This window comes from Psychrobacillus sp. FSL K6-2836 (assembly GCF_038003085.1).
Lineage (GTDB): Bacteria > Bacillota > Bacilli > Bacillales_A > Planococcaceae > Psychrobacillus.
Window position 1 is genome coordinate 1,825,632 of the sequence record NZ_JBBOOM010000001.1, and the last position, 18,635, is coordinate 1,844,266.

The 18,635-nt window shown below is 35.1% G+C and carries 19 protein-coding genes; 9 read left to right on the forward strand and 10 right to left on the reverse strand.

The genetic code is table 11. The features are described 5' to 3' along the window. Positions 1 to 304: 304 nt before the first annotated feature. Both MKY37_RS08440 and MKY37_RS08445 read right to left on the reverse strand, forming a co-directional pair. Positions 305 to 562 (reverse strand): hypothetical protein, encoded by a 258-nt coding sequence (locus tag MKY37_RS08440; protein WP_269923263.1) that lies wholly within the window; start codon positions 560 to 562, stop codon positions 305 to 307. A 652-nt stretch (positions 563 to 1,214) separates the two neighbouring features. Beyond that, a complete protein-coding gene (locus MKY37_RS08445; RefSeq protein WP_090565037.1) occupies positions 1,215 to 1,853 on the reverse strand; it encodes a GntR family transcriptional regulator in 639 nt (212 codons plus the stop codon). 87 nt (positions 1,854 to 1,940) lie between these two features. Between MKY37_RS08445 and MKY37_RS08450 the strand changes: the two genes are divergently transcribed. Both MKY37_RS08450 and MKY37_RS08455 read left to right on the forward strand, forming a co-directional pair. Continuing rightward, positions 1,941 to 2,255, forward strand: coding sequence for a hypothetical protein (locus tag MKY37_RS08450; protein ID WP_340775917.1), 315 nt, complete (start codon positions 1,941 to 1,943; stop codon positions 2,253 to 2,255). A 551-nt stretch (positions 2,256 to 2,806) separates the two neighbouring features. Next, complete coding sequence (locus tag MKY37_RS08455; protein ID WP_445323062.1) at positions 2,807 to 3,094, forward strand: ATP-binding cassette domain-containing protein; 288 nt, start codon at positions 2,807 to 2,809, stop codon at positions 3,092 to 3,094. A gap of 273 nt (positions 3,095 to 3,367) precedes the next feature. On the opposite strand, the gene MKY37_RS08460 is transcribed toward MKY37_RS08455, so the two are convergent. Continuing rightward, entirely contained in the window at positions 3,368 to 3,571 is a 204-nt protein-coding gene (locus MKY37_RS08460) for a twin-arginine translocase TatA/TatE family subunit (RefSeq protein WP_416235979.1), read from the reverse strand. 422 nt (positions 3,572 to 3,993) lie between these two features. Between MKY37_RS08460 and MKY37_RS08465 the strand changes: the two genes are divergently transcribed. From MKY37_RS08465 to MKY37_RS08475, 3 genes are all read left to right on the forward strand, one after another. Continuing rightward, positions 3,994 to 4,251 carry a hypothetical protein gene (locus MKY37_RS08465; RefSeq protein WP_340775922.1) on the forward strand — a complete coding sequence of 86 codons (258 nt, stop codon included), beginning with the start codon at positions 3,994 to 3,996 and terminating at the stop codon, positions 4,249 to 4,251. 83 nt (positions 4,252 to 4,334) lie between these two features. Next, positions 4,335 to 5,108 (forward strand): gluconate 2-dehydrogenase subunit 3 family protein, encoded by a 774-nt coding sequence (locus MKY37_RS08470; RefSeq protein WP_340775924.1) that lies wholly within the window; start codon positions 4,335 to 4,337, stop codon positions 5,106 to 5,108. Between the two features lie 21 nt (positions 5,109 to 5,129). Next, on the forward strand, positions 5,130 to 6,845 hold the full coding sequence (locus MKY37_RS08475) for a GMC family oxidoreductase (RefSeq protein ID WP_340775925.1): 1,716 nt from the start codon (positions 5,130 to 5,132) through the stop codon (positions 6,843 to 6,845). Between the two features lie 180 nt (positions 6,846 to 7,025). Here the strand turns inward: MKY37_RS08475 and MKY37_RS08480 are convergent, their stop codons facing one another. The 4 genes from MKY37_RS08480 to MKY37_RS08495 form a co-directional block, all read right to left on the reverse strand. Beyond that, on the reverse strand, positions 7,026 to 7,742 hold the full coding sequence (locus tag MKY37_RS08480) for an alpha/beta fold hydrolase (RefSeq protein ID WP_340775927.1): 717 nt from the start codon (positions 7,740 to 7,742) through the stop codon (positions 7,026 to 7,028). A gap of 10 nt (positions 7,743 to 7,752) precedes the next feature. Beyond that, entirely contained in the window at positions 7,753 to 8,349 is a 597-nt protein-coding gene (locus MKY37_RS08485) for a histidine phosphatase family protein (RefSeq protein WP_340775929.1), read from the reverse strand. A gap of 16 nt (positions 8,350 to 8,365) precedes the next feature. Next, a complete protein-coding gene (locus MKY37_RS08490) occupies positions 8,366 to 8,743 on the reverse strand; it encodes a PH domain-containing protein (RefSeq protein WP_340775931.1) in 378 nt (125 codons plus the stop codon). 167 nt (positions 8,744 to 8,910) lie between these two features. Then, a complete protein-coding gene (locus MKY37_RS08495; protein ID WP_340775933.1) occupies positions 8,911 to 10,038 on the reverse strand; it encodes an MFS transporter in 1,128 nt (375 codons plus the stop codon). A gap of 76 nt (positions 10,039 to 10,114) precedes the next feature. Here MKY37_RS08495 and yyaC point away from each other — a divergent pair, with 76 nt between their 5' ends. Both yyaC and MKY37_RS08505 read left to right on the forward strand, forming a co-directional pair. Further along, positions 10,115 to 10,693, forward strand: coding sequence for a spore protease YyaC (gene yyaC / locus MKY37_RS08500; protein ID WP_340775935.1), 579 nt, complete (start codon positions 10,115 to 10,117; stop codon positions 10,691 to 10,693). 223 nt (positions 10,694 to 10,916) lie between these two features. Further along, entirely contained in the window at positions 10,917 to 11,792 is an 876-nt protein-coding gene (locus MKY37_RS08505; RefSeq protein ID WP_340775937.1) for a DMT family transporter, read from the forward strand. Between the two features lie 297 nt (positions 11,793 to 12,089). On the opposite strand, the gene MKY37_RS08510 is transcribed toward MKY37_RS08505, so the two are convergent. Further along, on the reverse strand, positions 12,090 to 13,403 hold the full coding sequence (locus MKY37_RS08510) for a GHKL domain-containing protein (RefSeq protein WP_340775940.1): 1,314 nt from the start codon (positions 13,401 to 13,403) through the stop codon (positions 12,090 to 12,092). A gap of 323 nt (positions 13,404 to 13,726) precedes the next feature. Here MKY37_RS08510 and MKY37_RS08515 point away from each other — a divergent pair, with 323 nt between their 5' ends. Together MKY37_RS08515 and MKY37_RS08520 are read left to right on the forward strand one after the other, a co-directional pair. After that, a complete protein-coding gene (locus tag MKY37_RS08515; RefSeq protein ID WP_340775943.1) occupies positions 13,727 to 15,523 on the forward strand; it encodes a methyl-accepting chemotaxis protein in 1,797 nt (598 codons plus the stop codon). 244 nt (positions 15,524 to 15,767) lie between these two features. Beyond that, positions 15,768 to 16,586, forward strand: coding sequence for a purine-nucleoside phosphorylase (locus MKY37_RS08520; protein WP_340775945.1), 819 nt, complete (start codon positions 15,768 to 15,770; stop codon positions 16,584 to 16,586). A 132-nt stretch (positions 16,587 to 16,718) separates the two neighbouring features. Here the strand turns inward: MKY37_RS08520 and MKY37_RS08525 are convergent, their stop codons facing one another. Further along, positions 16,719 to 18,098, reverse strand: coding sequence for a DUF4179 domain-containing protein (locus tag MKY37_RS08525; protein WP_340775946.1), 1,380 nt, complete (start codon positions 18,096 to 18,098; stop codon positions 16,719 to 16,721). Then, the gene (locus MKY37_RS08530; RefSeq protein ID WP_340775948.1) at positions 18,091 to 18,612 is read right to left on the reverse strand and encodes a sigma-70 family RNA polymerase sigma factor; all 522 of its coding nucleotides are present in this window, start codon (positions 18,610 to 18,612) and stop codon (positions 18,091 to 18,093) included. Before MKY37_RS08530 ends, MKY37_RS08525 begins: the two co-directional genes overlap by 8 nt. Positions 18,613 to 18,635 lie beyond the last annotated feature (23 nt).

The following is an 18,635-nucleotide window of genomic DNA, read 5'->3' on the forward strand; positions in this document are numbered from 1 at the left end:
TCTATTTGAATCAATTTCATAAAGAATTTATATAGTTAAATCTGAACAACGTTGATTTCCGCTCTAGGCGGACGCTTTCCGCGGGCACGGCTTCAATCTCCTCGTCACTCGTTCCTCCGGGGCTTTCAGCTCGCGCTGTTCCCGCTGGAGTCGCCGCCTACCACTCCAATCAACGAGCTTGCTTTTAAAAAACAAATAATATATTGCGATATTAAGTAAACATTCGTATTTTTAAATGAACAAGTAATAAGAAATTGACTCATTTAACTAGTTAAATAGAAAATGTGCAAAATTTTTTCTTCTTTTAATGCACAATAGAGCTCCAATTATAAACAATTGTATGAAGAGCTGAAAAAACAAGTAATGAAGCTATAAAAATAGTGTGTTTTCTTCCTGTCCAACAAAGAACAATAATGGATAAACCAATTCCAGAACCTAATAGGGCAAACCAAGGGAATGGACTATTGTTAAAAAAGAGTAAAAGGGCAAAATCAGCTACGATAAAAAGGGCCAGTAGCACTTGATTGAGCATCCTCAATTCTTCTAAATTGTATTGCGTCATACTTATTCTCCTTTTATATGCAATTAAAATTATCTTTAATAATTTTTGTATACAAAAATATAAATTTTGTATACAAAAATAACATCTATTATTCTACTACACTCCTTTGTTATTTGTACATATTAAAATCTTAGCAAATGAGGATATATAATCATTGCCTATTTCCAATCCATCAACTTGATTGTTATAAGAAATCTCTAATAAAATTAGCGGTAAAGAGATTTTGTTTTTCTTAGTGATGGAGAGCGAGTATATATTAGTTTCCATTAAAAGGCAGCAGTACTTCACTTTTTTTACTTGAATGTGCTATTTGCTTCGGCAAAACTTTAAAGTAAATGTATTTACGGTAAGGTTTAAAAGAGGTTGTAAAGGAGGTTTGAAAAATTACTTAGGAGGACTACTTAAAAATACACGTATCAGAGATGCGACAACATCTTATGCTGTTGGCGGAGAAATCTTAAATTTGCTGATCACTCGATTGTTAATTATTAGATGTAAATAATTTCGATGATTTCGCAAGTAAATATATACAAAGGTAGCACTAATTCATTTGCTTATTGGAGAATTAGTGCTTTATATATGAAGAAATTATTTATTTTCGTATTGCGGATAAATTCGTTTTATGGAAATGCAATTTGATTCTTGGTGGACTCTAAAACTGTCCATTCCTGCCGATAATCTCCAAAGTAAAATTCATATCTTTATATAAATGTTTAGACATTAGTTCACCAGCAAGTTGTTCATTTTTATTCTTAATGGCTTTGTAAATTTCTTCATGCTCATCTATTATATGTGGTCGACTATATATATCGAGCCTTAAGCTAAATAAATAGAAAATTGTCTGAGCTTGTTCTAACCTTTCAATCATTATTGGGTTTTGGCATTCATTTATAATTAATTCATGAAAGCGTTGGTTTGCATTGTATATATTTTTTGACTGTCCTTCCATAAGCGAATCACGAGATTTCTGTATGGTATTCTCAAGTTCTTTAACCTTTTCCGCTGTCATATTTTTCGCCGCTCTATTTGCTGCAAAACTTTCTAGTACTATGCGCATCTCATATATGTATATCAAATCCTGTGCTGTAGGATTATAAATATGCTTATTCTTTATTAAACCTTCTTGCTCTAGTCTTTTAATCGCTTCACGAATTGGTGTACGACTAACACCAATCTCATCAGCAAGACGTTCTTCTACGAGCTTCATTCCGCCTTTATAAGTTCCATTAAGCATAGATTCTCGAATGTATTCATAAGCCAATTTTTGCGCATTCATTTTGTTTGAAACCATATCTTAACCCCCTGAAGCTATTTTAAAATTAAATACTCACTTATTATACTTTACAATTTACTTTTTTAAAGAATACTACATCCTTTGATGAAAGAAGACACCCGGTCCTTTAAGAACAGAAACATAGACATGCCGTTGATTTCCGCTCCGGGCGGACGCTTTCCGTGGGCACGGCTTCAATCTCCTCGTCACTCCGAAAAAAATGCTCCTGCGGTTACTCGTCGCAAAGACATTGGTCAAAAAAAGTTGACCAATGTCTTTCCTGCGGGGCTTTCAGCTCGTGCACCTGTCGCTCCGCTTTCGGTGCAGAAAACATTTGCTGTTCCCACTGGAGTCGCCGCCCTGCGCTCCAATCAACCATGTTCACTTTACAAAACGGATAATTGGAAACAAGTCAGCTAAATAAACTAGGATTATATGATAAAACGTCCAGATGAAATTAGCGCTAGTAATAAGGAAAATCTTTTCATCAAAGCGATATTCTTTGCCAAATCACCTAGTGGAGTAATACTCATTACATTGATTGAAGTGAAAGGTGGCGACTCCAGCGGGATGAGGGAGACAGGTGAAACATCACAACGTACCCGAAGGGGCGGTGATGGTTCATCGCTTCCCCCGCGGAGGCCAAGAGGATGTTGGTCACGAAGGCGTTGCCACACGACGTGGCGCACTTAGCCTTTGTACTCCACCTGAAACGGAAATCAGCAGGATTATTCACTCTTAAAATTGTCGAAAACCCAGTGTTCACGGGACATTTTTTATACTTTCTTATCTTTTTTAAAAAAACACCAGCCTCTAATACAAATAGAAATTTGTATAGAAACCGGCGCTTTATAATTATTATTTACTTACATGGTAAGCTTCTAAGAACTCCTTCACTTTCGCTGGATCTGCAACTACCTCATTTCCATTATCAACAAGTGGACTTACAGTTATTAGAGACTGTTCTAAGAGTGAACGATTTGAATATCTCGTTTCTAACGAATGAAACAGAATTTGAAGCTGTGCGAGGTGTCAGTTTTGATGTGAAAAAAAGTGAAACTATAGGGATTGTTGGAGAATCCGGTTGTGGAAAGAGTGTTACTGCTCGTTCACTAACTATTCCTAGTGTAAGCCACGAAGATAGAATTTCATTCGCTACTTCGCTTCTTTATGAGGCTAACACTTACTACTTTTCTTTATTTCCGCTAGCAGAAAAGAAAAACTACTTTCTCCATCTTGTAGTGGATAAATATTTCTAATTCAATAGCATTTACAAAAAAATTTATTACTCTCTAAAATTTAGCCATTGTTATCATATAAGCGAAAAGCTATGCTGAATCTTCTAATGGAGTACTACACACTGATTGATTGGAGAAAGGTGGCGTTCTTAGCCTTCGTTCTTTCTCCTGCAACGGAAATCAGAAGGAGTATTCATTCTTGAAAGTGCCTTAAACTCAGTATCCATGGGACTTTTTTATAAACTTTCTAATCTCAAAAAAGCCAACTATTTTAAAATAGTTGGCTTCTTAATTTTAGATTTTCTTTTTATCGTCTGTTTCTTTATCATCTAATCTAAATTCATCTGCTACATCGTCCACGATATCTTTAGTTGAGTTTTTGAATTCTTTTAATGTTTGTCCAACTGCTTTACCTAATTGAGGTAACTTTTTCGGACCGAACACGATTAAAGCAATTATTAATATAATGATTAAACCTGGTACACCGATATTTGGCATTATGTTCCCTCCTCATAACTGAGTATATATAATGTTCCTGTGACTTTTATGCATAAGTTGTATTCAAAAGTATTGGTTGTTTTGTAACAATTACACATTATACTCCTTCGTTCCAATTTGTAAACACATAGTTATAAAAACTATTTACTGATAATGAAATCACCCCCTAAAAAAATAGGATTACACCCAGTCCATTGGCATATCTTCATAGAGAGAAAATTGGTCTTTTTGTACCACTAACACTGTGTATCCTCCCCTTTAATTTGTAAAAAAGAGAGTAATTTAATGTTATTTTCAGAATATAACTATATTTTTTTTTTTTGCAAATGTGTAGAAATAGTGAAAAAAAAGGAGTAGACTTGGAAACGGTTGTTTTGTATCGGTACATTTTTAAATAGTTTATTAGTCGAAGGAGAACAAAAGTGACTCAATATAATTTAGAAGAATTAAAACTCTTGAATCAAGTTCTTTTTGCATTATTTATAGTGGCAGACTTATCACTAGGTCTTTTTTTCTATAACAATGAATTCCCTTGGTTTGCATTATTAGGTTCAGGTATTGGACTAGCTATTATTGTTCTTTGCTGGACAGGAACAAAACATATATACTTTATCGCTTCTATATTGGTTTATACTGTCTTATTCTCATTAGTATACAACTGGCATACTATCGTTCATTAATGAGTATATTTTTTTAAATTTATTATTTACCTAAATAAAGAAATTCGTTCAATTTTCTACTTATTTTTACTGGAGGTTATATTATGTCAGAACAGGAAAAAAATGCTCCATACTTAGACAAACGTTCATCTAGACGTACATTTATCAAGAATTCTGGGTTAACAGTAGGTGGGGTTGTCCTAGGTGGAGCTCTTGGTTCTTTACTAAGTAAAGACTCAACTACTCAAACTCATGAAACAGGTGTTCATTCTACAGCAACTGCAGTAAATTTCAACCAAGCACTAATGTATTTTGACAAAACACAATTTGACACAATTGAAGCAGCAGCAGAACAAATATTTCCAAAAACAGAAGTAGGACCAGGAGCAAAAGAATTACTCGTTGCTTTTTATATCGATCATCAGCTTGCTGGAAGCTGGGGACTAAATTCTAAAGAATATATGTCTGGACCATTTTATCCAGCAGAAGCTACATCATTGTTCGGACATCAAACACACTTAAACAGACAACAAATTTTCAATCTAGGGATTGAAGCTTTAAATTCAGAAGCAGCAAAACAATATAAAGCAAAGTTTTCAGAAATAACAGCGGAAGAACAGGTTGCTATTTTACAAGCTTTTGAAGCAGGTGAAGTCACATTAAATGGCGCTGTTACTTCTACTTATTTCTTCTCATTACTAAAAAGTGCAACTATTGAAGGTGCTTATGCCGATCCTTTATATGGTGGGAATAAAGATATGGCAGGATGGAAGATGAAAAACTTCCCTGGCCATCAAATGAGTTATGCAAATATCATTGAAAAAGATGAATTTGTAAAAATCGAACCGACAAGCTTGAATTCACAACATAAACATTAATCGAAAGGGAGCTAATTAGACATGGCTAAGAAATTACCAAAAACAGATATAGTATTGGCAGGAGTTGGCTGGACTGGTGGTATTATCGCAGCCGAGCTTACTAAAAAAGGTTATAAAGTAGTAGGTTTAGAACGCGGTAAAGAAAGAAAGACAGAAGATTATCTAATGGTTCACGATGAGCTTAGATATCAACAAAGAAATGAAATGATGCAAGATCTTTCCAAAGAAACTTTGACATTGCGTCATGACCGTTCAAAGAGAGCTCTACCTTATCGTCAACATGGTTCATTTTTAATCGGTGATGGTGTAGGTGGTTCTGGTGAACACTGGAATGGATTAACATACCGATTTTTCCCTTATGATTTTGAAATTTACACAAAAACTGTAGAACGTTATGGAAAAGATAAAATTCCTGCGGATATGCCCCTACAAGACTGGGGAATTACTTATAACGATTTAGTACCATATTTTGAAAAATTTGAAGCAATGGCTGGTATCTCTGGTGAAACTAATCCTCATCCAGAAGTCCCTGAAGTTAAATACCCTACAGTTCCGCTAAAAGAGACACCTTCTATGAAAATGTTTAAGGAAGCCTCAAAAAATTTAGGATATCATCCTTATATTGCACCGGCAGCTACACTTTCTGAAAGCTACACAAATCCAGATGGAATCTCTCGGGCAGCATGTCAATATTGCGGTTTTTGTGAGCGTTTCGGCTGTGAATATGGGGCAAAAGCATCGCCAGTAGTAACTGTTTTACCAGTGGCAAAAGAGACAGGTAATTTTGAAGTTAGAGCGCACTGTGTTGTTCGCAAAGTCTTACATACGAACGGAAAAGCTACTGGAGTTTTATATGTCGATACTCGTACTGGAGAAGAGTATATTCAAGAGGCTGACGTTGTAGTTGTATCAGCGTATGCACTTAATAACATTAGAATTCTATTAAACTCTCAACTAGGACGTCCGTATAATCCAGAATCGGGAACTGGCGTAATCGGAAAGAACTACGCTTATCAAATGACGTCATCAGGTTCAACAGGCTTCTTTAAGGAGAAAGAATTTAATTTATATGCAGGTACAGGTGCACTTGCTGGAGTATTAGACGATTTTAATGGAGATAATTTTGACCATACTGATTTGAATTTTATTCACGGTGGTAACATAGCACTTGGTCATTACGGAAAACGTCCTATTTCAAATAACTCTGTCCCTAAAGGTACACCAACTTGGGGTAAAGAGTTTAAAGATGAATCTATATATTGGGCGAACCGCAGCTTGTCAGTAGGCTCACAAGGCTCAGTTATGCCAAACAAAGAAAATTATATTGACCTAGATCCTACGTATAAAGATCAATTTGGTGATCCATTATTACGTATGACATTTAACTATAAAGATAATGAAAGAAATCAACAAAAATATATTAGAGATATCACTACCAAAATTCTTGAAGAAATGGGTGCAGACATGATTACTACCCCAGGAGATCAAGGTGATTGGGATACGACAAAATATCAAACCACTCATAACACTGGTGGAGTTATCATGGGTGCAGATCCTAAAACAAGCGCATTAAACAACTACCTTCAAATGTGGGATTGTGAAAATGTATTTGTCCCTGGCGCTTCAGCTTTCCCACATAATTCTGGTATGAATCCTACAGGCACAGTTGGAGCTCTTGCATATCGTGCTGCAGAAGGTATCGAAAAATACTTAAAAACTGGTGGGTCTTTAGTTTAAAAACAAGATACTTATCAAATTAATATTTGCTTAACTATTAAAAAAATATTTCTATTTATAGAATTAGCCAACAACTTGAAAAGCTACTAACTTCTTTCAAAGAAAAGAGGATAGTAGCTTTTTCAATTACACTTTTTGAATTCTTCCTTAATTTCAACTCGAAACAACCCATTTACATTTCTAAGAACCTTCCGCTTTTTTTATAAATACTTCTACTATTTTAGTATAGATTTCAGGTTGTTCAGTATGAACTAAGTGCCCTGCAAACGGCACAATTGCTATACGAATATTTGGGGTTTTTTCTGGATAAATGGATGCACCAATCGTTTCATTCGTCTTATTCTCTCCCACTATGAAAAGCACAGGGAATCCAAATTCGGTTACCGCTTTTACATCATCAAATGGATACCAGCTTTCGTCTTTTCCAAAATGAATAAATTGTCTCCAATTAGACGCATGTATTTGATCGAAGTAACTAGCTATTTCTTTACTATTCAACACCTCGGTTTGTCCTTTGACATCTTCCTCATGCATTTCCAGCCAGTTTTCAGGCTTCACCGGTGTAATTCCTGAAATAGCTAATGTAATAATCCTGTTAGGAAACAGTTGAGCAAACTTAATCGCGACAAGAGCTCCCAATGAACATCCTACTAGATGGACAGCAGGTAATTTTAAATGATCCAGCGTTTCCAATAAATCCTTAGCAGAATCCTCAAAGAAATTCTGTATATATTCTGTTTTAGACTGTCCATGCCCTCTCAAATCTGGAGAAATCACTTGATAATTCTGACTAAAATACGCTCGTTGAAACTCAAAATCTAAAAGTCCTGTTTGTAGACCAGTATGTAAAAATACGATTGGTTTACCATCACCTGCAATGTTTGTATGTAATATCAATTTATCCCCCCTATAGATGTTCGAGTTTGTTTAGAAATCTAATAATCCTTGCATTCTCTTTTATTTCTAAAAGATGTATTCCGGTATCACCTGTTGCAAATACATATTCACTTGAATTTGGTTGTTTCAGAAATGCTTTGATAAACTGAGAAATTAGTCCTCCGTGAGAGACAATCGCCACCCTGTTGTAACTTTGATAATCTAGTATGATTTTATGAAAAATCTTTTCTGCTCGGAAACGAAGATCTAATTCTGATTCACCTTGTTCAATAGCAATATGTATTGGCCTCCCTTTTGGAGGTAATGGATATTTCATACTAGCTTCCTCTCTGGAAAGACCCGCTAACACTCCATTATTAAATTCCATTAGGTCATTTTCTAAAAACAAGTCGCAGCCCATTAATTCCTGTAGCATTTCGGCAGTACTTCTTGCTCTTAATAACGGACTAGCTAGGATAATGTCGGGTGGAAGATGTTCTGATACATATGCTGCCATTTTTCTTGCTTGCTGTTCTCCCAATTTGGTTAATGGAAAATCAGCCCTTCCTTCATGCACACCTAACAAATCTGCTTCTGATTGTCCGTGTCTAACGATAAGTAGCTCCAACTTGCATACCTCCTCTTTACTTCAATACATATCCAGCCAATACACTTTGAACTTTATATATATTTAAGGATTTATTGAATTTCTTCTGTATAGGAGCTACACTTCCTGATAACCATATTTTCAATTCAGCATCTAAGTCGAAAGAACCTGCTGTTTCAATTGAGAAATGAACGACACTTTTATATGGAATCGAGTGATACTCTACTTTTTTCCCCGTTACCCCTTGTTTATCGATTAATAATAATCGTTTATCCGTGAAAACAATCAAATCCCGTATAAGCTTATATGCATGCTCCACCTTCTCAGAAGATGCAAGTAAATCCTTCAATTCACTTTCAACCTTATCGTTTTCAACCTCCGATGCATTCCCCATTAACCCATCTAAAATCCCCATCCATATTCCTCCTAAAATGCATTTTTATATTAATTCAAGAACGGTATCGAGATCTCCTGCTAGTTAGAAAAAAACTTATTTCTATTACAGAATCGCGTAAAAAAAGGTGACACTTCGTTCGACCTTGAACGAGGAGCCACCTTTTTCAATTGAAATAAGCCATTCAATTACTCTTCTTGTTTCCTAAAAAATAACGAGCCGCCAACTAAGAACACACCACTAAATAAGAAGATTCCTGTCATTCCTACAGAACCTCCAATAACACCAAAAAAAGTAGGGGCCACTAACTGGAAAAATCGATTAGTAGCAATACGAAGCCCTAATACTTCCCCTGTCCTACCAGGTGGAGAAGCATTATATGTAGTCGTCATCGAAATTGGTTGACCGCAGCCCAAGCCTAGACCCATCACGATAGCCAACAAAGCAATTAAGAACACCGATTGACTTACTGGTAAAAGTAGAAAAGTAATCCCAGCAATCAAAATAGACAAAAATAAAATTGTATCTCTCTTATAAGTTTCCAATAACTTCGGTAATACAAAGCGGACAAACATCGTAGCTAGCCCCTGTAAAGCTATAATCCATCCTATTGTAGAGGTGGATAAGTTCAACTGTTTTCCTAGCAACGGAAAATATGCCACAAAAATATCTTTGGAATATAATACAAGTGCACTTGAAAACAAAGCTTTTCGTATGAATGAATTCTCAAATAGCTTAAGTGAGTCTACTAATTTTGTAGGTGATCCCTTAAGTTTCTGCGTAACTTTTGGAATCTGAAATGAAAAAGTAATAGAAATAATACCAATCACTATACAAAAAATATAAACCATCTGAAATGATACATGTTCTGATAAGTAACCACCGGCCAATGGCCCGATGACTGCTCCTAAAGCAACACAAAGACTAAACATACTAAAAAAATAATCTCGATTTTTAGAGGTAGATTGGTGCCCTAAAAGGTTTTGTAAAGCAATAGGAATACAAATATTCGCAAGTCCTAGTAATAATTGGCTTGCAAATAATGCCCATATTGTTGTAAAAATTGCAGGAACAATCATCCCGGCAATTGCTGCAGTAAATCCAAAAATTACTGGCATTCGATTTCCGAATTTATCAATAACTTTTCCTGCATGAATGGAAAATATCATTGGTAATAATGCAAATGATGATGTTAAGATACCTATAATGACAATAGATGCTCCAAATTCATCTGCCGATAACGTAATGACTGGTCTTGTCGCATTAATGATTGTCTGAAACAAAAAAATAAGCAATAAAATGCCTTGTAACTTCATATGTATGTATCACTTCCTAAAAGTTTATTTAAAACGATTAATTAGCATATTTATTAAAAGGAAGGACTTAAAATTAATGAAAAAACCACAAATTTTGTTTAAATTTAAGGCACTTGATTTTATTGAAAAAAATGCTATTTATGAAGCTGCACATACTTTTAAAAATGCAACTTCCGAGGTTTCGTTAGAGCGTCCTATTGTTATATTATGTATTGGATCAGATAAAAACATTTCGGACGGTTTCGGTCCTTTAGTCGGTACTTTCTTAATTGAAAATAACTTTCCATTTGAAGTGTATGGTACTTTACAAAATCCTGTCAACGCATTTAATCTAGAGGACACCATAAATATAATTATTAAACACTATGCAAATCCATTTATCATAAGTATTGATGCTAGTTTAGGTGAACCAGCAAAGATAGGATATATTCAACTTAACAATGGCCCAATTCATCCAGGGCTAGCAATAGGCAACGAGCTGCCACTTGTTGGTGATATGCATATAAAAGGATTTGTAAATACATCAGTTCCTACCTATCCTGCACATTTTCTTAATGATACTCGCTTATTCCATATCATGAATATGTCTCGTGCAACGGCACATCTATTAATAACCTGGTCCCAGTTGAACAGTCCCCTTAGACAAAGTATCTAAGTGGACTGTTTTTTTGAATATTGTAATTGCTCCTGTCACTAGTGCCACTAATAGAAGATTACGCTTTTACTTCTCGTTAGTGACTATTTCAAAGGTCCATAATTAATTTTAGTTAATATCCAGAGTCCATCTGAGTAGTTAACTTTATGTTAGAATAGATCAGAAAGAATCTAACTTTCTTTCCGAAATTATATCCAACTGAAAGGAAGATTTATTTAAACTTATGAACAAACAGTGGTTTATTTATTTGATTCTTATTCTGTGCGTTATTGCTTGGGGAAGCAATTTCGTATTCGGTTCTATTTTAGTCGATGTATTTGATCCAAGCATTATAGCGTTTTTTCGTTTAATATTTATTCTTATATTCCTATTTTTTTTGACGTATAGAAATATAAAAAACCAGAAGTTAACTCTCCATAATTACATATGGCTAGCTATTGCTGGTTTTGTAGGAATATCGTTGAACCAGTGGAGTTTTTACGCAAGTCTTCAATATACAGAGCCCGTCACAGCTGCATTAATCCTCGCTTTATCACCTATAGTCACTGCTTTACTCTCCTCTTATTACTTTAATGAGAGAAAGAAACTTCAATTTTGGATTGGCTCATTTGTTGCTTTAATCGGTGTGTGGTTAGTTATTACAAAAGGATCTTTCCTTGTTCCGAGCTTTGGTAAAGGTGAGTTACTAATCACTTTAACAATGCTATCTTTTTCAGTGTTTTTAGTCTTTGTTCAACATTTATCGAAATCGATATCCCCTTCTATCATCACTTGGTATAGTAATGTCTTCGGTTTAATAGGCCTACTTCCTTTTGTGCCCTGGCATAAAACCTATATTGTCTTGTCCGTACCATTTTCCTATTGGGCGTTACTTATAATTACTGCAATTATCATGCATGGTTTATGTACGTATTTATGGAACAACTCTATTCACAAAGTCGGTGCTACTAAAGCTGCACTTTTGTTAAACCTTGAACCTTTCGTGGCAATGGTATTCGGATTCTTCCTGTTAGGTATTAGCATTCAACTCCTGCAACTGATTGGTGCTTTTATAATTGTCATAGGTGTTTCCATATCTCTTCAAACTAAAAGCAAATAGCAAAAAAATGAGACTGGGACAGAACCCCAAAACAGCATTTTTCTCTGTGAGAAAAATGCTGTTTTTTGCTGTGCACAAAATTGATTTCCATTCCTGGGACGCTTTCCACGGGCGTGGCCTGAGCCTGTAGTCTCAGGCGTCACGCTATTCCCGTAGGAGTCGCCCCTCCATTCCAATCAATTTCGTTAAATATCCATTATTTAGTAAAGGTTTCTCCTTATCCAATAAAATTTCTACTTCTGTCCCAGCGTCCTTTTTGATTGATATAGCAATCTGCATAACTATGAAAAAGCAAATTTACTTTAGCGGAATTTTCACAATAGCCGTTGTTTCTAATTCGGCTGTTGATTCAATTGAAATTATCCCATTATATTTGTTTACAACTTCCTTCACTATAAATAATCCTTGTCCTCTTATTTTTCCTTCTTCTTCATTTTTTGTTGAATACCCTTGTTTAAAAATTTGTTCTTTCTCGCAAATCTTTGGACCAGTATTTGTAATCTTAAATAGATAATGAGTATCATTTGCTGTACAGTCTATCTTTATTTTTCGTTCTCCCTCTGGTAACGCTATCGCTGCATCCATGGCATTATCGATTAAATTCGATAAAATGATGATTAAATCCGTCGTTTTTATACTCTCAAACGAAACCTGAGAGATTGCTATATCCATATTAATACGATGATTTTGAGCAGCTATCCTCTTTGTTTGCAACAATATCGAAAGACCTGGGTGATCTATATCTATTTTAAGAGATTCTATCGTTTTTACTTCTTCAAAAAGAGAGGTTGCATATTGTAATGCCTTATCCGACTGCCCTATTTTTAAGAGTCCATGTAAAACTAGAATATGATTAGAAAAATCATGTCGTAATGAAGAAATGGAGGTTATTAATGTTTTTATCTCTGTTTGATATGTATCCTCTGTATGCCCTACTTCCTTTGTAACCTCTCTTTGATACCATCTTTGCATAAATACAAAAGAGCCTATTACAATGAAAATGAGTACACCGTTGAATACAAGTATTGCAGTATTCCTTTCTAACGCATCTCCTTTAATCTGATTGATTGTATCTATACTCGTATCGATACCTAAATAACCTAAGATTTTTCCTTCATCGTTCTTTATCGGTGCTCCAACAGATAAGTAATCTCCATAACTTGGATCCTTCAGTACTTTGGTTACATATGTCTTTCCCTCGTAGGCTTTTTTTACTTGCTCTTTTGGTACTGTACATGCATCACCTATCCGATAATTTTCTAAACTCTCTAACTCGCCAGAGTGCCCTAATATCATCTGTTTAGATACTTCAGGATTATCGACCTTTAGTGTATAAACATATAGGGAGCCCAACTTTTCGCGCGCATCACTCAAATAGATTTCAATTTCTCGAAAATATTCATTTTTCTCCGGGTTATCCAAAAATTTCTGATACGTTTCTACATCTATAGAGGAAGCTATGGACTTAGCCGCCTCTAAACTTTGGTTTGCAACTGATTCTTCGACTGTATTTTTCATTCTCACGTATGAGGTATACACATTTAAAGCTGAAAAAAAGAGTAGTAATACAGTAGATAAGACAAGAATTATTTTTACTTTATGACTTTTCATATACATATGTACTTCCTTCAGTTATTTCTATTAAAAGAGATTATTCGACAATTTTCATGCAAATAATGTAATTATACTATAATACATGACTAATAACCTTGTTTGTCTTGCTTATCCTATTTTTGCAGAACGATATATGAGATGAAAAAGGGTTATTACTAGATTTCACTCACATATTATCTTGTATTTTATGATACTTTTTCACCTGCACTAGAATAGTCCTTTCTTATCAATTTAATATTTTCTAAAGAATACAAAGATCTAGTCGATAATTGAAATAGAGTTAATAATACATCGTTAAGTTGATTATTTGACATTTATAAATGCTTGGAAAAAAATTACTACAATACTTAGTTAATGGCTACAGAGAATCGGAGGATTTAACAGTGAAAATACGTACAAAGCTATTTATTATTTCCATCTGTCTACTACTAATTCCAAGTGTAATAATTGGGGTAAGCAGTTATTATTCGTCTAAAGAAAGTTTAGATAACCTGGGAGAAAAAACTCTCAAAAACGGCGTAGAGATGGCGCTCCAATTAATCGAATCAATGAATTACGCAGTTGAAAACGGGGATATACCCCTGGAGGATGCACAGGAAAAAGTAAAACAATATTTAATCGGGGATTTACAAAGTGATGGTAAACGTACGATATCGTCTAAGGTAGACTTAGGTGCGAACGGATATTTTGCGGCTTACTTGGAAGATGGATTAGAAGTAGCGCATCCTACTATAGAAGGAACTAATGGTTGGGACATGCAAGATGTTGATGGTAATTATGTTGTACAGGATATCATAAAAGTGGCGCAGGATGGCGGTGGATTTACGTATTATAAATGGGACTTACCAAATCAGCCAGATACTGCAGCTAGAAAAGTTACTTATAATGCGCTAGATCCAAACTGGGGATGGGTGATAAGTGCTGGAACCTATATGGAAGCCTTTAATGAAGGGACTAACTCAATCCTTAAAACACTTATCATTACGCTAGCAGTGAGTATCTTGTTGGGTACTATTGTTATTGTTCTGTTTTCAAGACATTTAGCAATTCCGATTCAATTAATCGTTGAAAATGTGAAAAAAATTGCTCATCAAGACTTATCCAGTAAAAATATTCAGATAAAAAATAAAGATGAGCTTGGTGATTTGGCTACTGGCATAAACACAATGGCGTCTAATTTAAAAGATGTTATCGATTCGGTTTCTAGCTCCGCACAACAAGTAGCGGCAACGTCTGAGGAACTTACCGCAAGTAGTGAAGAGACTAGTAGAGCTTCAGAGGAAATTACGGATTCCATTCAGCAAATTTCTTCTGGTCAAGAAAAACAGTTATTTGGTATGGAGGAAGCAAAAAACTCTGTTAGTCAAATTTCATCTAGCATTACTGAAATAACATCGAATATTAAGGAAGTAAATGACCTTTCTATTGAAACATCTAAAGTTTCTCTATCAGGCAATGAAGTTATTACGCAAACGGTAGAACAAATGAAGCAAATCAATAGTCAGAGTACGATAACAACAGAATCAATGGTAATCCTTGAACGTAAATCACAAGAAATTGGAGAAATTATTAACGTAATTACAGGTATTGCAGAACAAACAAATTTACTTGCCTTAAACGCTGCAATTGAAGCAGCTAGAGCAGGGGAACACGGTAAAGGATTTGCGGTTGTAGCAGACGAAGTACGTAAACTAGCAGAGGAATCTGGAAATGCTGCTAAAAATATTTCTACTTTAATAGGTGAAATCCAAGTCAATACAAAACATACAGTTCAAACCGTGAACGAAGGAAAAATAGCAATTGAAACTGGTATGAGTTTCGTTTCTAACGCCGGCAGTACGTTTGAAAAAATAGCAACTGATGTGAGTTTAATCAATAATAAATTGTCGATTATTTCAGCAGAAATTCAAGAAATAAATAATAATACAGATGTTCTTGTAAATGAAGTAGACAATACAAAAGATGTCACAGAAAAATCTACTGATTATACTCAAAATGTAGTAGCTGCTGCACAAGAGCAGTACGCTTCCATGGTTGAGATGACTGCGGCTTCGCGATCTTTAGCAGAAATGTCCGAGAAGCTTCAAGACGTTGTTTCTGATTTTAAATTGGTTTAAATATTAAGAGGTACCAGGTTCTAATGCAGTTCACTTTTTTAGAACCTGGCACCATATTTTAAAACTATTTTATCTATTGATATTTATTTGTATATTATTGTTAGAGATTATTGATTCTATTCGAGTAATGCGTTCAAATTACATTATAGTTTTCTTTACAATGTTCCTCACCTACATTAAACTTTTACCAACAACATACTTTGTGTATTGTTTTTTAATGTACCATTTCAAGGAGGAATTATTGATGCACCACATCGAAGATATTATAGAAACTAGAGATTTCATAATGAGTAAGACAGATCACCGCCCTGTGATCGGAATGATTCTAGGCTCAGGCTTAGGGACACTTGCTGATGAAATTAAGAACCCAGTCAAAATTCCTTATAGTGAAGTTCCTCACTTTGCAAAGTCCGAAGCTATAGGTCATGCCAACGAGCTTGTCATTGGAGAATTAAATGGAAAAATAGTAGCCGCTATGAAAGGTCGTTTTCACTATTATGAAGGTTTTACATTGGATGAAGTAACCTTCCCAGTACGTGTAATGAAAGCACTAGGCATTGAAAAAGTAATTATTACAAATGCCTGCGGTGCCGTGAATACAAGCTTTAAACCAGGTGACTTAATGTTAATTACGGACCATATTAATTTAGTTGGGGCCAATCCTTTAATTGGACCCAATAATAATAAATTAGGTACTCGTTTCCCTGATTTATCAGAGGTATATAACAAAGAGCTACGTAGTATTGCAACCAAGGTAGCAAAAGAGCAAAACATGGAATTGCAAGAAGGAGTGTATGCTTGGTGGAGTGGACCTACTTACGAAACTCCGGCAGAAATCCGTATGTTCCGCACATTAGGAGCTGACGCAGCAGGTATGTCTACTGTACCCGAAGCGATTGTAGCTGTTCACGGTGGTATGAAAGTACTTGGTGTTTCTTGCATAACGAATATGGCATGTGGAATATTAGATCAGCCGCTAAATCACGAGGAAGTAATTGACGTTGCAGGGAAAGTTAGACTTAAATTTGTTGAGTTAGTTAAAGGGATTTTGGAAGAGATTTAAATTTAGATAGTTGTATTTATATTTCCATCGTCTTCATTGTTTCTTGTGTGCTTTGAACAATATGTTGGTAACTCATACCGGGTAAGTTTTAAGAGGATTGGGAAGTGTAAAGCTTCTTCCCACTCCTCTTTTTTATTTGACTTTTATCTCCGCATCCTCTTCTATCCAGGATGGGTAAAAATCAAGATCCAATCGAATGGGATTTGTAAAAGTAGTAACCGACTTATTTGGTAGTTCAAATTCGATTCTCCCTTCTCCAGGAGAGTTAGTCTTTGAACCTTTTACATAGTTAGAATAGAGTGGTGTACGTCCCTCATAGTGTATATAAAATTCTTTTTCATCAGCATCTGTAAATTTTATAAATCCAACCATATTCATATCGTAATCTTTATCGATATTTACAGTAAAACTGACACGATTATCCTTCACTTGCAAATTTGAGAATATTGATTGGGAAGGCTGTTGTATAAACTTTTTGGATTCGGTATCGATTAAAATATAGGCTTCCTCTTTATCCATTGCTGCTATTTTTCCAAATGTTAACGTTAACTTTTTTGGCTCATAAAAGTAAAAACTTTCTTTTAGTGGTACTTCCCATACATTACCTTCCTCTAGTGGTTTATATGCATTTCCAGGGATAGCAGACCATTTCCTTCCCTTTTCATCTACCAGTTCTAATTCATCAAATGGTCGAGCCAGAAGTTTTTTTGTGTTTTTAGGATTTTCTTCTATCTTAACAACCGCGCGTATTGGATCGACTATTACCTCCTTTACTTTAAGGCTTTGCCCTTCAATTTTCACTTCTTTGTTTACTATAAAATTCTTACTCTCAACATCCATCTTTTTATAAGAAAATGGAATTCTAAAATGCTCCGTCTTATCACCATTCTTCAAACCGACTACCCACGAAAGATCTTTGCCTTGTTTTACTTTCCATAAGTGTTCCGAGGTACTATAAATATCGGTGTTTTCTTCAGGAGCCAAAGGAATAGAGTGACTACCTAAGTCAAAACTATAGTTAGTAGTATGTAATCCCGACCATAATTGAATATACTTCAATTCTAGCTTGCTTATATCTATTTCCTTTGATTGAACAGAATAAAATACGACCAGTCCATTATTATCTGCTAAAACTCCATCCAGGGTTACTGTAATACCATTTTTTTCTAGAGACTTATTGATTGGCTGGTAATAGTCATTTTCTACAGCTGCAGTCAATCCTTTATCTTGCTGAATAAGAGAGAGTACCCTATCCATCCCTGGTATAGAAGCAACCTTGTTTGCGAATACAGGAGATACAGAGATTGTTGTGATAAACGAGATGAGAAGGATTGCAGCAATTACAATCGACCATGAACTCCGCTTTATTATCTTCACTCTTTTTAATGCTTGTTCTTTTTTTGCTTTCGCGAATCCACTTTGTACGGCAAAGTGTAGCTTTTCCTTTGATACTTCCATCTTATCAATAGATTTTTTCCTCTGCTCCAGCTTCTTTTTTTCCTCCTCAAACACGTTTAACCTCTCCCTTCTCTTCAAATCCTGCCCTAAGTGCTCGTAAAGCTTTATGTAGCCGCGTTTTAATCGTTCCTTCTGGGGTATTCCACATAACGGAAATGTCCTTTATTTTGACATCTTCAAAATACTTCAAATGTAATAACTCTCTTTCATAATCGGATAAACTTAAAAGAGCCTCCTCGACCTCCAAAAAAGTGAAATCTTCAGTTATTCCTTGTATGTTAAGTATTCGTTCCTCGAACACTTCCCTCTTACTTTTCTTGATAACATCCCGGCAATAATTCATCATGATTCGGATGAGCCAAGTTTTAAAATAGGCAGGCTCCTTCACCGTTTTTATACTTCGATAGGCTCTATAAGTCACTTCTTGGATAGCCTCTAGTGCATCTCCTTCATTTTTCAAATAAGAGATAGCTGTTCGATATAGTGCTTCCTCATATGAATGGATTAATGTTAAAAATGCTTCTTCGTCACCTTTGATCGCTTGCTTTACTAGTATTTCTTCGGTCAAGATTTCACCTCTTTTCATATGTC

What these genes read in the sequence shown, in the direction of transcription:
- MKY37_RS08440 (WP_269923263.1), bottom strand. Translation starts at nt 562, where the DNA reads ATGACGCAATACAATTTAGAAGAATTGAGGATGCTCAATCAAGTGCTA.
- MKY37_RS08445 (WP_090565037.1), bottom strand. Translation starts at nt 1,853, where the DNA reads ATGGTTTCAAACAAAATGAATGCGCAAAAATTGGCTTATGAATACATT.
- MKY37_RS08450 (WP_340775917.1), top strand. Translation starts at nt 1,941, where the DNA reads ATGAAAGAAGACACCCGGTCCTTTAAGAACAGAAACATAGACATGCCG.
- MKY37_RS08460 (WP_416235979.1), bottom strand. Translation starts at nt 3,571, where the DNA reads ATGCCAAATATCGGTGTACCAGGTTTAATCATTATATTAATAATTGCT.
- MKY37_RS08470 (WP_340775924.1), top strand. Translation starts at nt 4,335, where the DNA reads ATGTCAGAACAGGAAAAAAATGCTCCATACTTAGACAAACGTTCATCT.
- MKY37_RS08475 (WP_340775925.1), top strand. Translation starts at nt 5,130, where the DNA reads ATGGCTAAGAAATTACCAAAAACAGATATAGTATTGGCAGGAGTTGGC.
- MKY37_RS08490 (WP_340775931.1), bottom strand. Translation starts at nt 8,743, where the DNA reads ATGGGGATTTTAGATGGGTTAATGGGGAATGCATCGGAGGTTGAAAAC.
- MKY37_RS08495 (WP_340775933.1), bottom strand. Translation starts at nt 10,038, where the DNA reads ATGAAGTTACAAGGCATTTTATTGCTTATTTTTTTGTTTCAGACAATC.
- yyaC (WP_340775935.1), top strand. Translation starts at nt 10,115, where the DNA reads ATGAAAAAACCACAAATTTTGTTTAAATTTAAGGCACTTGATTTTATT.
- MKY37_RS08505 (WP_340775937.1), top strand. Translation starts at nt 10,917, where the DNA reads ATGAACAAACAGTGGTTTATTTATTTGATTCTTATTCTGTGCGTTATT.
- MKY37_RS08510 (WP_340775940.1), bottom strand. Translation starts at nt 13,403, where the DNA reads ATGAAAAGTCATAAAGTAAAAATAATTCTTGTCTTATCTACTGTATTA.
- MKY37_RS08515 (WP_340775943.1), top strand. Translation starts at nt 13,727, where the DNA reads ATGCTTGGAAAAAAATTACTACAATACTTAGTTAATGGCTACAGAGAA.
- MKY37_RS08520 (WP_340775945.1), top strand. Translation starts at nt 15,768, where the DNA reads ATGCACCACATCGAAGATATTATAGAAACTAGAGATTTCATAATGAGT.